A 14,991-nucleotide genomic window follows, 5' to 3' on the forward strand; every position below is an offset into this window, starting at 1 on the left:
CCGGGACGCCGGGAGCACCCGGGCGCTATGCGCCGAAGCCGGGCGCCGCGCCGCTCGGGCGGATGATCGCGGCGCAGGCGGCGCTGGAGACCCGCATGCTGCTGCGCAACGGCGAGCAGTTGCTGCTGACGGTGATCATCCCGTCGCTGCTGCTGGTGCTGTTCTCGACGGTCGACATCGTGGACACGGGTGCCGGTCGTGCCGTGGACTACCTCGCCCCCGGCGTCCTCGCGCTCGCGGTGATGTCCACCGCGTTCACGGGCCAGGCGATCGCCACCGGTTTCGAGCGGCGTTACGGGGTGCTCAAGCGGCTCGCTGCGTCACCGCTGCCCCGATGGGCGCTGATGACGGCCAAGACGCTCGCTGTCCTGGCGACAGAGGTGCTCCAGGTCGTCCTGCTGACGGTGATCGCCTTCTCACTGGGCTGGTCCCCCGAAGGGGGTCCCGTCCCCGTCCTGTCCCTGCTCGTGTTCGGCACTGCGGCCTTCTCCGGGCTCGGGCTGCTGATGGCCGGCACACTCAGGGCGGAGGCGACCCTGGCCGCGGCGAACCTGGTGTTCCTGCTGCTCCTGGTGGGCGGCGGAGTGATCGTGCCCCTCGCCAGATTCCCGGACGCGGCACAGTCGGTACTCGGGCTGCTGCCGATATCCGCGCTGTCGGACGGACTGCGGGACGTGCTCCAGCACGGTGCCGGGATGCCCTGGGCCGACCTGGGGATTCTGGCGGGCTGGGCCCTGCTCGGGCTCGGGGCGGCAGCGACGTTCTTCCGCTGGGAGTGAGCACGGCACGTAGCGACACATGCGCGGAGCGCCGCCCGCGACATGGCCGTTCGCGTCCGGACACGACCCTGTCGTCCCCCTCGTGAAAGCTTGCACAAGCGGCCGCCTACGATAGTCGCCGTGCAGACCCCCCTCGCCTTCATCGCCCAGCGCTGGACACCATCCCCCGCGACCGTCCGGCGTGCCGCGCTCTCCGCTGTCGTGATGAGCGTCGTCATCATCGTCACGGGTGGCGCGGTCCGGCTGACCGGCTCCGGTCTCGGCTGTGACACCTGGCCCAAGTGCACGGACGACAGCCTCTTCGCCACGCCCGCGCAGGGCATCCACGGCGCGATCGAGTTCGGCAACCGCATGCTGACCTACGTCCTGTCGGCCGCGGTCGGCTGGGCGATCATCGCGGCGCGCTCCACCAAGCCCTGGCGGCGCGGGCTCACCCGGCTCGGCTGGGCCCAGTTCTGGGTCGTGATGAGCAACGCGGTCATCGGCGGTATCACCGTGTGGGCGGGCCTCAACCCGTGGACAGTCGCCGGGCACTTCCTGGCGGCCAACGCGCTGCTGACCGTGGCCACCCTCACCTGGATCAGGGCGGGCGAAGGCGACGCCGCGGCCCGTCCCCGGGTGCCTCGCCCGGTGCGGAAGCTGTCCTGGGCGCTGCTGGTGTCCTCCGCGCTGCTGATCGCGGTGGGCACGACGGTGACCGGCTCCGGGAAGCACGCGGGCGACAGCAGCGATGTGCCGCGGATGCCGTTCGACTGGGTGGACGCGGCGCATGTGCACGCCGCGCTGGCCTGGCTGGTGTGTGCGCTGGCCCTCGCGATGTGGCTGGCCCTTCGGGTGGTGGACGCCCCCAACGACACCCGGGCTCGCGCCCGCGACCTGCTGGTCGTGCTGCTGGCCCAGGGCGCCATCGGCTACGTCCAGTTCTTCACCGATGTGCCCGAGGTGCTGGTGGGCGCCCACATGCTCGGCTCCTCGCTGATGTGGGTCGCCGTGCTGCGGCTGGCCCTGAGCCTGCGGGAGCGACCGGTCGAGAGCCCGGCCGCTTCGGTACGGCAGGACCCCGCACTCACGACGGCCTAGCCGCCCCGCTGGATCTGGGCCGGCAGCCTGGGGTTCTGGGCCAATGGCCCCGGAGCCGGGGCCTGGGCCTGGGCCTGGGCCGGAAGTCCGTAGACGCGGCGGGCGTTGCCCGCCGCGATCATCTCGGCCACCCGCTGGGCATCGGCACGGGACCACGCACCGTCGGTGACCCAGCCGCTCAGTACCCGCCCCAGCGCCTCCCGGAAGATCCGCGCACCGACCACATGGAGCTCGGGCAGTCCCCGCGACCCGCTGGAGAACAGCAGCTTCCCGAAGGGCGCGAGCTCCAGGATCTCCGCGAGCACGGACGCCGCCCCAGCCCCCGTGTGCGCGAGCGCGGGCCCGACGTCGGCGTACACATGCGGGAAGACGCTCGCCAGGTGTGCGGCGTGGCGGTGGTGCGGATAACCGTGCAGCAGGACGAGATCGGTGCCGAGACCGGTCGTGGCCGCGGCGAAGCCGGTGAGCAGCAGCGGATCGTCCACACCGACGTGCAGTTGCAGCGGACGCCCCGCGGTGACGGCGATCCAGAGCAGATGGCGGAGCAGCACGGGATCGGTGAGGCGCTCTCCCACGCGGCGCGCGGACAGCCAGCGGCCCGTCGCACCCCGTACCTCTCCGGGCCCCGGCGGCTCGGGGGCGAGGGCGAGCCCGTGCCGTACGCCCGCGAGGGACGTGAGGGCGACCGCCGTCACCGCCGCACCGTGCACGGCCTCGGCGAGGTTGGCCAGGAATCCGTCGACGGTGCCGGAAGTGTCGGCCACCTGTTCGGCGAGCTGTTCCAGGCGGGCGATCTCATGGGCTTCGGCCGCGCCCGCCGCGGCGATCTCGGGGATCCCGGTGATGTCTCCGGGCAGCCCGGTGTCCACCAGATACGTGGAGATCCCGGTGGCCCGCAGCAGCCGTCTGCCGGACTCCAGGACGCCGAGTTCCCTGCGGCGGGCGAGATAGTGCGCGGGTGGGCAGTGCGGCTCGAGGCCGAGCAGCGGCGGGCACCAGCGCCGCACGGCGAAGCCCGTCTGGGTGTCGAAGAAGGTGGTTCCGGGCGCGGGTGGTCCGGCGGTCCTGCCCAGGTGCGCCTCGAACGTGCCGAGGCCGAGTTCGGTGCGCAGGACGCCGTGGCAGTACTGGTCCACCAAGGACGGCGTATCGATCATCCGGGGCTCCCTGCGGTGGACGCGCTTCCACACGTCCTAACGGGTGAGCCCCGCATGAGGTGTTGCCCTGGTGCCCGATGGACCGTCCCTACGGGCGGTCGGGCCCTGTCCTGAGGACGCGGCCCGGCCCCGCGTCAGCCGTTCGACGGGCCGCCGACCTGGATGCCCGCCATGCGGGTCCACTCATACGGCCCGGTGCGGACCTTCGCGGCGAAGTCGCCGTCGAAGGACTCGTGCATGGTGATACCGGACTTCTCCGCCGCGCTGACCGCGATGGCATGGCTGGGGGCCACGATGTCGCCCCAGCCGCCGTCCTCGCCCACGAGCACGATGCGGGTGCCGCGCTGCCCGATGTAGGCGAGCTGGCCCTCGGCGCCGCCGTGCGCCTTGGCGAAGGCGCCGATCTCCTTGGCGAGCTTCGCGGCCTTCCGGGCGGCGCGTGCGTCCTGCCTGGCCTGGGGCGCGGTCTCGTCGACCTGCTGGGTTTCTGCCATGACACCGATGCTACTCGTGAGTAGATCCACTGGCGACCGCCGTGCCACGTGGTCTGGGCCACGCCGTGCCTGAAAGGGCCGCCCGGTCTGCTGCCCGCCCTACTTCAGGAACGGGTCCACGGCCACCGCCACGAACAGCAGCGAGACATAGGTGATCGACCAGTGGAAGAGCCGCATCTCCTTGAGCTTGCCGCCCGTGGCCCCGGCCTTCGCCCGGCTCTGGAGGGCGTGTGCCTCCCACAGCCACCAGCCGCCGGTGGCCAGCGCCACCGCCGTGTAGAACCAGCCGGTGTAGCCGAGCGGGGTGAGCAGCAGCGAGACCGCGACCATCACCCAGCTGTAGATGACGATCTGGCGGGCGACGACCCTGTTGGAGGCGATCACCGGGAGCATCGGCACGCCCACGCGCGCGTAGTCCTCCTTGACCTTCATCGACAGCGGCCAGTAGTGCGGCGGCGTCCAGAAGAAGATGACCAGGAAGAGGATGACCGCGGCCCACGACATCGAGTTCGTGACGGCGGACCAGCCGATGAGCACGGGCATGCAGCCCGCGATTCCGCCCCAGACGATGTTCTGCGCGGTGCGCCGCTTCAGCAGCATCGTGTAGACGACGACATAGAAGAGGAGCGCGCCGAGCGCGAGCGCCGCGGACAGCCAGTTGACGAGGAGTCCGAACCAGAGGGTGGAGACCACCGCCAGGGTGAGTCCGAAGACGAGACTCTCGCGGGGCGAGACCATCCCGGTGACCAGCGGACGCTGCGAGGTGCGGTCCATGAGCGCGTCGATGTCGCGGTCGATGTACATGTTGAGCGCATTGGCGCCGCCCGCGGAGAGATAGCCTCCGACACAGGTCGCCACCACCAGCCAGAGGTCCGGCACCCCCTGGGCGGCCAGGAACATCACGGGGACCGTGGTGATCAGCAGCAGCTCGATGATCCGCGGCTTGGTGAGCGCCACGAATGCCTTGACCCGGGCCCCGAATGGCCGATGGCCCCCTGGGCCGGTGGTCAAGGCGACCCCTGCGGGCCGGGACTCGACGGCCGTCACGCACACCCCTGACAGAGAATTCCCAGCGAGCCCACGAGGACGCCTCCCGCACCCGAGGGTTGTGGGGGCATGAACACCCGTGGAGGCTCACGCGTACCACGCCACTCTAGACGTTGGTCGCATGCCGATCTTCGCGGGGGTGGGGTCGTGTTGAGCGGTCCGGGACGAGGCCGCGTATTCACGCATTGACGTGACCCGTCGACGCGACGAACACCGAGCCGATCACCGACAGGAGGCGAAGTCCGGCCCGCGAGCGCACCCTGGCAGTGGCGGCACCGGAGGGAAGACCGGCGCTGTCCGAGGGGAGAGACGTGCTCTCGAAAGGACGCCCGCTGCTGCGAGGGTAGGCTCGACAACGCCCGGGACACCCGTTCAGTCACCGGGCCCCGAACATGTGGAGAGGAGCCCTGACCCAGGGTGAGCACCAAGCCGACCACCACAGATCTCGAGTGGACCGCATTGGACCAGCGGGCCGTGGACACCGTCCGTGTCCTCGCCGCCGACGCCGTACAGAAGGTCGGCAACGGCCATCCTGGTACGGCCATGAGCCTGGCCCCCGCGGCGTATGTCCTCTTCCAGAAGCTGATGCGGCACGACCCCGCGGACGCGGACTGGACCGGCCGTGACCGGTTCGTCCTCTCCGCAGGTCACTCCAGCCTGACCCTCTACATCCAGCTCTACCTGGCCGGGTACGGCCTGGAGCTGGATGACCTGAAGGCCTTCCGCACCTGGGGCTCCAAGACCCCGGGGCACCCGGAGTACGGCCACACCGTCGGTGTCGAGACCACGACGGGTCCGCTGGGCCAGGGCGTTGCCAATGCGGTGGGCATGGCCATGGCCGCCCGTTACGAGCGCGGTCTGTTCGACCCGGACGCGGCGCCCGGTACCTCCCCGTTCGACCACATGGTCTGGGCGATCGCGGGCGACGGCTGCCTCCAGGAGGGCATCTCCCACGAGGCGTCCTCGCTGGCCGGCCACCAGAAGCTCGGCAACCTGGTGCTGCTGTGGGACGACAACCACATCTCCATCGAGGGCGACACGGAGACGGCCGTCTCCGAGGACACCCTGAAGCGGTACGAGTCGTACGGCTGGCATGTGCAGCGCGTGGAGCAGCTGCCGAGCGGTGATCTCGACCCGGTGGGTCTGTACCGTGCGCTGAAGGCTGCTCAGGCGGAGACCGAGCGGCCTTCCTTCATCGCGGCACGCTCGATCATCGCCTGGCCGGCCCCGAACGCCCAGAACACCGAGGCGGCACACGGCTCGGCGCTCGGCGACGACGAGGTCGCGGCCACCAAGCGGGTCCTCGGCTTCGACCCCGAGCAGAGCTTCGAGGTCTCCGAGGAGGTCATCGGGCACACCCGCGAGGCACTGGACCGGGGCCGTGACGCGCGCGAGGAGTGGGAGAAGACGTTCGCGGAGTGGCGGGCCGCCAACCCGGAGCGCGCCGCCGAGTTCGACCGTTTCCGTGCGGGCGAGCTGCCGACGGGCTGGGAGGAGAAGCTCCCGGTGTTCGAGGCCGGCAAGGGCCTCGCGACCCGTGCCGCGTCCGGCAAGGTGCTCCAGGCACTGGGCGGTGTCATCCCCGAGCTGTGGGGTGGTTCCGCCGACCTGGCGGGGTCGAACAACACCACCATCGACAACACCTCGTCCTTCCTGCCGAAGGGCAACCCGCTGCCGGAGGCGAACCCCTACGGCCGCACGGTCCACTTCGGCATCCGCGAGCACGCGATGGCGGCCGTGATGAACGGCATCACGCTGCACGGCAACACCCGGGTCTACGGCGGCACCTTCCTGGTGTTCTCCGACTACATGCGCAACGCGGTGCGCCTGTCCGCGCTGATGCACCTGCCGGTCACCTACGTCTGGACGCACGACTCGATCGGTCTCGGCGAGGACGGCCCGACCCACCAGCCCGTCGAGCACCTCGCGTCGCTGCGTGCGATCCCGGGGCTCGCCGTCGTGCGCCCGGCCGACGCCAACGAGACCGCCATCGCCTGGCGGGAGATCCTCCGGCGCTGGACCAAGGAGTTCGGCGTGGGCACCCCGCACGGCCTGGCGCTGACCCGCCAGGGTGTGCCGACCTACGAGCCCAACGAGGACACGGCCAGGGGCGGTTATGTGATGTTCGAGGCCGAGGGCCCCGACGGGCAGGCCGCGGACGCCCAGGTCGTTCTGATCGCCACCGGCTCCGAGGTGCACCTCGCGGTGGAGGCGCGCGAGCAGCTCCAGGCCGCGGGCATCCCGGTCCGGGTCGTCTCGATGCCGTCCGTCGAGTGGTTCGAGGAGCAGGACCAGGCGTACAAGGACAGCGTCCTGCCGCCGTCGCTGAAGGCCCGTGTCGCGGTCGAGGCCGGGATCGGCCTGACCTGGCACCGGTACGTCGGCGATGCCGGCCGGATCGTCTCGCTGGAGCACTTCGGTGCGTCGGCGGACGGCAAGGTGCTGTTCCGCGAGTTCGGGTTCACCCCGGAGGCAGTGGCCGCCGCCGCCCGGGAATCGATCGACGCCGCCGGGCGCTGACGCCGGTATACGACAAGTAGGAGATGCAACTCTCATGACAGACGCACTCAAGCGCCTCTCCGACGAAGGCGTGGCGATCTGGCTCGACGACCTGTCGCGCAGGCGGATCACCTCCGGCAATCTCGCCGAGCTGGTCGACCAGCACCACGTCGTGGGTGTCACCACCAACCCGTCGATCTTCCAGAAGGCCATCTCGTCCGGTGACGGTTACGAGCAGCAGCTCGCCGACCTGGCCGTGCGCCGGCTGACGGTTGAGGAAGCCCTGCGGATGATCACGACGGCGGACGTCCGGGACGCCGCCGATGTGCTGCGCCCGGTCTTCGACGCCACCAGCGGCCAGGACGGCCGGGTGTCGATCGAGGTCGACCCGCGGCTCGCGCACAACACCGCGGCGACGATCGCCGAGGCCAAGCAGCTCGCCTGGCTGGTGGACCGGCCGAACACGTTCATCAAGATCCCGGCGACGAAGGCCGGTCTGCCCGCGATCACCGAGGTGATCGGGCTCGGTATCAGCGTCAATGTCACGCTGATCTTCTCGCTGGAGCGCTACCGCGAGGTGATGGACGCCTACCTGGCCGGTCTGGAGAAGGCGAAGGCGGCCGGACTCGACCTGTCGAAGATCCGTTCGGTGGCGTCGTTCTTCGTGTCCCGGGTGGACACCGAGATCGACAAGCGCCTGGACGCGCTCGGCACGGACGAGGCGAAGCAGCTGCGCGGCAAGGCGGCGCTCGCCAACGCCCGCCTCGCCTACGAGGCCTACGAGGAGGTGTTCGCCTCCCAGCGCTGGGCCGCGCTGGACAAGGCGGGGGCCAACAAGCAGCGTCCGCTGTGGGCGTCGACGGGCGTCAAGGACCCGGCGTACAAGGACACGCTGTACGTGGACGAGCTGGTCGCCCCGGGCACGGTGAACACCATGCCGGAGGCCACGCTCAACGCGACGGCGGACCACGGGCAGATCACCGGCGACACGGTGCGCGGCACCTACGAGCAGGCGCGTGCCGAGCTCGACGGTCTCGCGAAGATCGGGATCTCGTACGACGACGTGGTGCAGCTGCTCGAGGACGAGGGCGTCGAGAAGTTCGAGGCGGCCTGGAACGATCTGCTCAAGTCGACGCAGGCGGAGCTCGAGCGCCTCGCCCCTTCGGAGGGCTGAGCATCTTGACTCCCGCACACGGAGCAAATCCGCTCCGTGACGCCGCGGACCGACGGCTCCCGCGTATCGCGGGGCCGTCGGGCCTGGTGATTTTCGGCGTTACGGGCGATTTGTCACGTAAGAAGTTGATGCCCGCCGTTTACGACCTCGCCAACCGGGGTCTGCTTCCGCCGGGCTTCTCGCTCGTCGGCTACGCGAGGCGCGAGTGGGACGACGAGGACTTCGCGCAGGAGGTGCACGACGCGGTGAAACAGCACGCGCGCACCCCCTTCCGCGAAGAGGTCTGGCAGCAGCTGATCCAGGGAATGCGCTTCGTCCAGGGCGACTTCGACGACGACGACGCCTTCGAGAACCTGAAGAAGACGATCACCGAGCTCGACCAGGTGCAGGGCACCGGCGGCAACTTCGCCTTCTACCTCTCGGTGCCCCCGAAGTTCTTCCCCAAGGTCGTCAAGCAGCTCAAGAAGCACGGTCTGGCCGACCAGAAGGACGGCTCCTGGCGACGCGCCGTCATCGAGAAGCCCTTCGGTCACGACCTCGCCTCCGCCAAGGAGCTCAACTCGATCGTCCACGAGGTGTTCGACCCGGACCAGGTGTTCCGGATCGACCACTACCTCGGCAAGGAGACCGTCCAGAACATCCTGGCGCTGCGCTTCGCCAACACCCTCTTCGAGCCGATCTGGAACCGGTCGTACGTGGACCACATCCAGATCACGATGGCCGAGGACATCGGCATCGGCGGCCGGGCCGGCTACTACGACGGCATCGGCGCCGCCCGCGACGTGATCCAGAACCACCTGCTCCAGCTCCTCGCGCTGACCGCGATGGAGGAGCCCGCATCCTTCGAGGCGGACGCGCTCGCGGCGGAGAAGACCAAGGTGCTCGGGGCCGTGAAGCTGCCGAAGGACCTGGCCGCGGGCACCGTGCGCGCCCAGTACACGGCGGGCTGGCAGGGCGGCGAGAAGGTCGTCGGCTATCTCGAGGAAGAGGGCACCGACCCGAACTCGAAGACCGACACCTACGCGGCCATCAAGGTGGAGATCGACAACCGCCGCTGGGCGGGTGTGCCCTTCTACCTGCGCACCGGCAAGCGGCTCGGGCGCCGGGTCACCGAGATCGCCGTGGTCTTCCAGCGCGCCCCGCACTCCCCCTTCGACCGCACAGCCACCCAGGAGCTGGGGCAGAACGCCCTGGTCATCCGGGTCCAGCCGGACGAGGGTGTCACCCTGCGGTTCGGCTCGAAGGTGCCGGGCACCTCGCTGGAGGTCCGGGACGTCTCGATGGACTTCGCCTACGGGGAGTCCTTCACGGAGTCCAGCCCGGAGGCGTACGAGCGGCTGATCCTCGATGTGCTGCTCGGCGACTCCAACCTCTTCCCGAGGGTCGAGGAGGTCGAGCTGTCCTGGAAGATCCTCGACCCGATCGAGCAGTTCTGGGACCGGCACGGCAAGCCCGCGCAGTACCCCGCCGGGACCTGGGGGCCGGCCGAGGCGGACGAAATGCTCGCACGAGACGGACGGAGCTGGCGTCGGCCATGAAGATCGACCTCACGGACACCACGTCGGGAAAGATCAACAAGGCTCTGGTGAAGGGTCGGCGGGCGATCGGCACACCGGCCGTCGGCATGGTGCTCACCCTTGTCATCGTCACCGACGAGGAGAACGCCTACGACGCGCTGAAGGCCGCCAACGACGCGTCCCGCGAGCACCCTTCGCGCACCCTCGTGGTGATCAAGAGGGTCTCCCGGTCACCGCGTGACAAGGCCAAGGCCCGCCTCGACGCCGAGGTGCGGGTCGGCGCCGACGCCGGCAGCACCGGCGAGACGGTCGTACTGCGGCTCTACGGCGAAGTCGCCGACCACGCCAACTCGGTCGTCCTGCCGCTGTTGCTGCCGGACGCGCCGGTGGTGGTGTGGTGGCCGGTGCACGCACCGGTCGACCCGGCGTCCGACCCGCTCGGCGCGCTGGCACAGCGCCGGGTCACCGACACCTACGCCTGCGAGCAGCCGATCGCCGAGCTCACGGCCCGGGCCGACGCCTACACCCCGGGTGACACCGATCTGGCCTGGACCCGGATCACCCCGTGGCGTTCGATGCTCGCCGCCGCACTGGACCAGGCGCCCTGGAAGGTGACCTCGGTCGAGGTGGAGGGCGAGGAGTTCAACCCGAGCTGCGAACTGCTCGCCATGTGGCTCGCCGACCGGCTCAAGGTGCCGGTGCAGCGCTCGGTCTCGGCAGGACCCGGTCTGACGTCCGTGCGGATGGAGACCAAGCAGGGGCCGATCGTGCTGGGCCGGTCCGACGGATCCATCGCGACGCTCTCCATCGAGGGCCAGCCGGACCGCGCGGTGGCACTGAAGCGGCGTGACACGGCGGAGCTGATCGCGGAGGAGCTGCGGCGCCTCGACCCGGACGACATCTACGCCTCGGCGCTGCGCTATGGCGTCGACCGGCTGGAAGAGGCGTCGGACGAGGATCCGCAGCCCGCTCCCGCGCAGGGTTCCCCGCAGGCCGCGGCGCCGCAGAAGAAGGCCGCCGCGAAGGCTCCTGCCAGGAAGGCGGCGTCGAAATGAGCGCTCCCCAACTGGTCGTCCACCGCGACAAGGAGCTGATGGCGCAGGCCGCAGCGGCCCGGCTGATCACGAAGATCGTGGACGCCCAGGCCGCTCGGGGCTCGGCTTCGGTGGTCCTCACCGGCGGGCGCAACGGCAACGGCCTGCTGGCAGCGCTGGCCGCGGCGCCCGCACGGGACGCCATCGACTGGTCACGGCTCGACCTGTGGTGGGGTGACGAGCGCTTCCTGCCGGAAGGCGACCCGGAGCGCAATGTCACCCAGGCACGCCAGGCCCTGTTGGACTCGGTACCGCTGGACCCCTCCCGGGTGCGTCCGATGCCGGCGTCCGACGGCCCCAGCGGCAGCGACGCGGACACCGCGGCGGCCGCGTACGCCCGGGAGCTGGCAGCAGCGGCGGGTCCCGAGGACCACGGCGATGTGCCGACCTTCGACGTGCTGATGCTGGGTGTCGGCCCTGATACCCATGTCGCCTCCCTGTTCCCGGAGCATCCGGGGGTACGGGAGACCGAGCGCACGGTGGTCGGCGTCCACGGCGCGCCCAAGCCACCCCCGACCCGGATCTCGCTGACGCTTCCGGCGATCCGCGCGGCACGCGAGGTGTGGCTGCTCGCGGCGGGCGAGGACAAGGCGAACGCGGCACGGATCGCCCTGTCGGGCGCGGGCGAGATCCAGGCCCCGGCGGCTGGTGCGTACGGGCGGGCCAGGACACTGTGGCTGCTCGACTCGGCAGCTGCGTCCCAGCTGCCCCGCGGGTTGTATCCACCGGCATCAGCCTGAGCCGCTGGATCCGGCCTGAGTCCGCTGATCCGCTTGAGCCTGCGCTGACGGCCCGGTTCCCGCACGGAACCGGGCCGTCAGCGTGTCCGGTTGTCAGCCGGTGCCGCTGTCCCACAGCTCGGTGCGGTGGTCCTTGACGAGTGCGCCGACCCGGGCCAGGACCTCGGCGGCGTGCAGTGGCTCGAGCCTGCGTCCGTCCCGCAACCGCAGGGCGACCTGGTCGTCGGCGGCCTCCCTGGACCCGATCACGGCCTGATACGGCACCAGCCGCGCCTCCCGGACACGGGCGCCGAGAGTGCCGCGCTCCGGCCCGGCGACCTCGGCGCGCAGCCCGATGGCCTCGCAGCGCCCGGCGAGTGCCTCCGCCTGCGCGGACTCGCCTTCGGAAACGGGGAGGATCACCATCTGGGTGGGGGCGAGCCAGGCGGGGAAGGCACCGCCGTGCTGTTCCACGAGATGGGCGACAGCCCGTTCCACACTGCCGATGATGCTGCGGTGGACCATGACGGGCCGGTGCCTGGCGCCGTCCTGGCCGATGTAGTGCAGATCGAACTGCTCCGGCTGGTGGAAGTCGACCTGGACGGTCGACAGGGTGGACTCCCGGCCCGCGCTGTCGGTCACCTGCACATCGATCTTGGGACCGTAGAACGCGGCCTCACCCTCGGCTGCCTCGTAGGGCAGTCCGGAGCGGTCGAGCACCTCGGTCAGCAGGGCGGTGGACCGCTGCCACAGCACCGGGGCGTCGACGTACTTGCCGCCGGGTCCGGGGAGGGAGAGCCGGAAGCGGCTGGGGGTGATGCCGAGCGCGCGGTAGGCGCGGCGGATCAGGTCCAGGGCGGCCTGCGCCTCGTCGGTGATCTGATCGAGGGTGCAGAAGACATGGGCGTCGTTGAGCTGGATCGAGCGGACCCTGGTCAGCCCGCCGAGGACTCCGGACAGCTCGGAGCGGTACATGCCGCCCAGCTCGGCCATGCGCAGGGGCAGTTCGCGGTAGCTGTGGGAGCGGGAGCGGTAGATCAGCGCGTGGTGGGGGCACAGACTGGGCCGCAGCACGACCTGTTCACCGCCGAGGTCCATCGGGGGGAACATGTCGCCGCTGTAGTGCGACCAGTGGCCCGAGATCTCGTAGAGCTCGCGTTTGCCGAGCACGGGCGAGTACACGTGCCGGTAGCCGGCCTGCCGCTCGACGGCACGGATGTACTCCTCCAGGGTGTGCCGTACGGTCGCGCCGTCAGGCAGCCAGTAGGGCAGACCCGCGCCGATCAGCGGGTCGGTGTCGAACAGGTCCAGCTCGCGACCGAGTCTGCGGTGGTCGTGCATGGTGGTCTCCTCGCGGTCGGGGGCGAGTGACCTCCCCCGCACACGGCCGGGGCTCCCAAGGCGAAAGCCCCGGGGCACTCGCCCCGGGGCTTTCGACTAAGGACATCGGTCAGCGCGCCGGGACACTCTCCGGCGTCGTCGTGTTGGCAGCGCGCTTCATGCCGCCGACCGTAGCAGAGGAGGGCGTGAGCCACGCGCTCATTTTCCGGACGCCGTGGGGACCGCATCCGCAGCGGGCTCCTGAGCGTCCTCCGCAGCCGTCACCGGCTCGGGCCCCTACCGCTCCGAGGCTTCGGACGACCTTCCGCGCAGGCCCCGGTAGGTGGCCACGAGCCCGGCGGTCGAGCCGTCGAGGTCCTCGGTGCCGGTGCCGTCGGTCAGCATCGGCTCGATCCGCTTGGCGAGGACCTTGCCGAGTTCGACTCCCCACTGGTCGAAGGAGTTGATGTTCCAGATCGCGCCCTGGACGAACACCTTGTGCTCGTAGAGCGCCACGAGCTGGCCGAGCACGGACGGGGTGAGCTCGCTCGCCAGGATGGTGGTCGTGGGGTGGTTGCCGCTGAAGGTCTTGTGCGGCACCAGCTCCTCGGCGACGCCCTCCGCCCGTACCTCGTCGGCGGTCTTGCCGAAGGCCAGCGCCTGCGTCTGGGCGAAGAAGTTGGCCATGAGCAGGTCGTGCTGGGCGGCGAGCGGCGGGGTCAGCTCTCCGACGGGCCGGGCGAAGCCGATGAAGTCGGCCGGGATGAACCGGGTGCCCTGGTGGAGCAACTGGTAGTACGCGTGCTGGCCGTTGGTGCCGGGGGTGCCCCAGACGACGGGGCCCGTCTCCCAGTCGACGCGATTGCCCTCGCGGTCCACGGACTTGCCGTTGGACTCCATGTCGAGCTGCTGGAGATACGCCGTGAACTTGCTCAGGTAGTGCGAGTACGGCAGCACCGCGTGGGACTGGGCGTCGAAGAACCCGCCATACCAGGCGCCCAGCAGCCCGAGCAGCAGGGGCGCGTTCTCGGCGGCCGGGGCGGTGCGGAAGTGCTCGTCGACGAGGTGGAAGCCGTCGAGCATCTCGCGGAAGCGCTCGGGGCCGATGGCGATCATCAGGGGGAGCCCGATGGCCGAGTCATAGGAGTAACGCCCGCCGACCCAGTCCCAGAACTCAAACATGTTGGCGATGTCGATACCGAATGCCCCGACCTTGTCGGCATTGGTCGAAAGGGCCACGAAGTGCCGGGCGACGGCCTCCGGACCGGCTTTCAGCTCGGTGAGCAGCCAGTCGCGTGCGGAGGTGGCGTTGGTGATGGTCTCGATGGTGGTGAACGTCTTCGAAGCGATGATGAACAGCGTCTCGGCCGGGTCGAGGTCCCGGACCGCCTCATGGAGATCGGCCCCGTCCACGTTGGAGACGAAACGGAACGTCAGATGCCGTGCGGTGGCGGCGCGGAGTGTCTCGTAGGCCATCGCCGGGCCGAGGTCGGAGCCCCCGATGCCGATGTTGACCACGTTCCTGATGGGCTTTCCGGTGAAGCCGGTCCAGCTTCCGGACCGGATCCGCTCGGAGAACGCGCTCATCTTGTCGAGCACCGCGTGCACCTGGGGCACCACGTTCTCGCCGTCGACCTCGATGACGGCGTCACGCGGGGCACGCAGCGCGGTGTGGAGCACGGCACGCCGCTCGGTGACGTTGATCTTCTCGCCGCGGAACATCGCGTCCCGCAGTCCGGCGACATCGGTGGCCGCGGCCAACTCGTGCAGCAGCGCCAGGGTCTCGTCGGTCACCAGGTGCTTGGAGTAGTCAAGGTGAAGGTCGCCTACCTGGAGGGTGTACCGGCGGCCGCGGCCCGCGTCGGCGGCGAACAGGTCCCGCAGATGCGTCTCCCCGAGCTGCTCACGATGCCGGCCCAGGGCGGCCCATTCGGGCATCCGGCCCAGCCGGGTACGGCTTGCTGCGTTCACTGACATCAGCCCACTTCTTTTCTTGCCTTGGTGCCCCGCTGCCCCACCAACCTAATTGATCTGGGGGAAGGGAAAGCCCATCCCGCGCGTTCGACAGTAGAGGGCACTACTGACAGACGGCAGCGGGCCCGGCTTTCACA

The 14,991-nt window shown here is 70.2% G+C and carries 12 protein-coding genes; 7 read left to right on the plus strand and 5 right to left on the minus strand.

Annotation, left to right across the window (positions count from 1 at the left end; translation table 11 throughout):
• The first annotated feature begins 62 nt into the window (after positions 1-62).
• Positions 63-779 carry an ABC transporter permease gene (locus ABZ532_RS00590; RefSeq protein WP_361278626.1) on the plus strand — a complete coding sequence of 239 codons (717 nt, stop codon included), beginning with the start codon at positions 63-65 and terminating at the stop codon, positions 777-779.
• A gap of 111 nt (positions 780-890) precedes the next feature.
• Positions 891-1,859 (plus strand): COX15/CtaA family protein, encoded by a 969-nt coding sequence (locus ABZ532_RS00595; RefSeq protein WP_361278629.1) that lies wholly within the window; start codon positions 891-893, stop codon positions 1,857-1,859.
• Here ABZ532_RS00595 and ABZ532_RS00600 read toward each other — a convergent pair.
• The 3 genes from ABZ532_RS00600 to ABZ532_RS00610 form a co-directional block, all read right to left on the minus strand.
• Positions 1,856-3,016: an amidohydrolase family protein gene (locus ABZ532_RS00600; protein ID WP_361278046.1), complete on the minus strand. Its 1,161-nt coding sequence runs from the start codon at positions 3,014-3,016 to the stop codon at positions 1,856-1,858. The genes ABZ532_RS00595 and ABZ532_RS00600 overlap by 4 nt on opposite strands.
• Before the next feature lie 134 nt (positions 3,017-3,150).
• A complete protein-coding gene (locus ABZ532_RS00605) occupies positions 3,151-3,510 on the minus strand; it encodes a hypothetical protein (RefSeq protein ID WP_361278048.1) in 360 nt (119 codons plus the stop codon).
• Positions 3,511-3,609: 99 nt separating this feature from the next.
• Positions 3,610-4,557: a heme o synthase gene (locus ABZ532_RS00610; protein WP_361278050.1), complete on the minus strand. Its 948-nt coding sequence runs from the start codon at positions 4,555-4,557 to the stop codon at positions 3,610-3,612.
• 417 nt (positions 4,558-4,974) lie between these two features.
• Between ABZ532_RS00610 and tkt the strand changes: the two genes are divergently transcribed.
• From tkt to pgl, 5 genes are read left to right on the plus strand one after another with little or no spacing between them, the layout of a single operon-like run.
• Positions 4,975-7,077 carry a transketolase gene (gene tkt, locus ABZ532_RS00615; protein WP_361278052.1) on the plus strand — a complete coding sequence of 701 codons (2,103 nt, stop codon included), beginning with the start codon at positions 4,975-4,977 and terminating at the stop codon, positions 7,075-7,077.
• Between the two features lie 34 nt (positions 7,078-7,111).
• Positions 7,112-8,230, plus strand: coding sequence for a transaldolase (gene tal, locus ABZ532_RS00620; RefSeq protein ID WP_361278054.1), 1,119 nt, complete (start codon positions 7,112-7,114; stop codon positions 8,228-8,230).
• A 5-nt stretch (positions 8,231-8,235) separates the two neighbouring features.
• Positions 8,236-9,768, plus strand: a complete 1,533-nt coding sequence (gene zwf, locus ABZ532_RS00625) for a glucose-6-phosphate dehydrogenase (RefSeq protein ID WP_361278056.1) — start codon at positions 8,236-8,238, stop codon at positions 9,766-9,768.
• Positions 9,765-10,802 (plus strand): glucose-6-phosphate dehydrogenase assembly protein OpcA, encoded by a 1,038-nt coding sequence (gene opcA, locus ABZ532_RS00630; protein ID WP_361278058.1) that lies wholly within the window; start codon positions 9,765-9,767, stop codon positions 10,800-10,802. The genes zwf and opcA overlap by 4 nt, the downstream gene beginning before the upstream one ends.
• Positions 10,799-11,581 carry a 6-phosphogluconolactonase gene (pgl, locus tag ABZ532_RS00635; protein ID WP_361278060.1) on the plus strand — a complete coding sequence of 261 codons (783 nt, stop codon included), beginning with the start codon at positions 10,799-10,801 and terminating at the stop codon, positions 11,579-11,581. The genes opcA and pgl overlap by 4 nt, the downstream gene beginning before the upstream one ends.
• A gap of 93 nt (positions 11,582-11,674) precedes the next feature.
• On the opposite strand, the gene thrS is transcribed toward pgl, so the two are convergent.
• Together thrS and pgi are read right to left on the minus strand one after the other, a co-directional pair.
• Positions 11,675-12,943, minus strand: coding sequence for a threonine--tRNA ligase (gene thrS, locus ABZ532_RS00640; RefSeq protein WP_361278062.1), 1,269 nt, complete (start codon positions 12,941-12,943; stop codon positions 11,675-11,677).
• 234 nt (positions 12,944-13,177) lie between these two features.
• Positions 13,178-14,851: a glucose-6-phosphate isomerase gene (pgi, locus tag ABZ532_RS00645; RefSeq protein ID WP_361278631.1), complete on the minus strand. Its 1,674-nt coding sequence runs from the start codon at positions 14,849-14,851 to the stop codon at positions 13,178-13,180.
• Between the last annotated feature and the right edge of the window lie 140 nt (positions 14,852-14,991).

Origin of the sequence: Streptomyces sp. NPDC019396, from assembly GCF_040632375.1 — a bacterium.
Classification (GTDB): domain Bacteria; phylum Actinomycetota; class Actinomycetes; order Streptomycetales; family Streptomycetaceae; genus Streptomyces.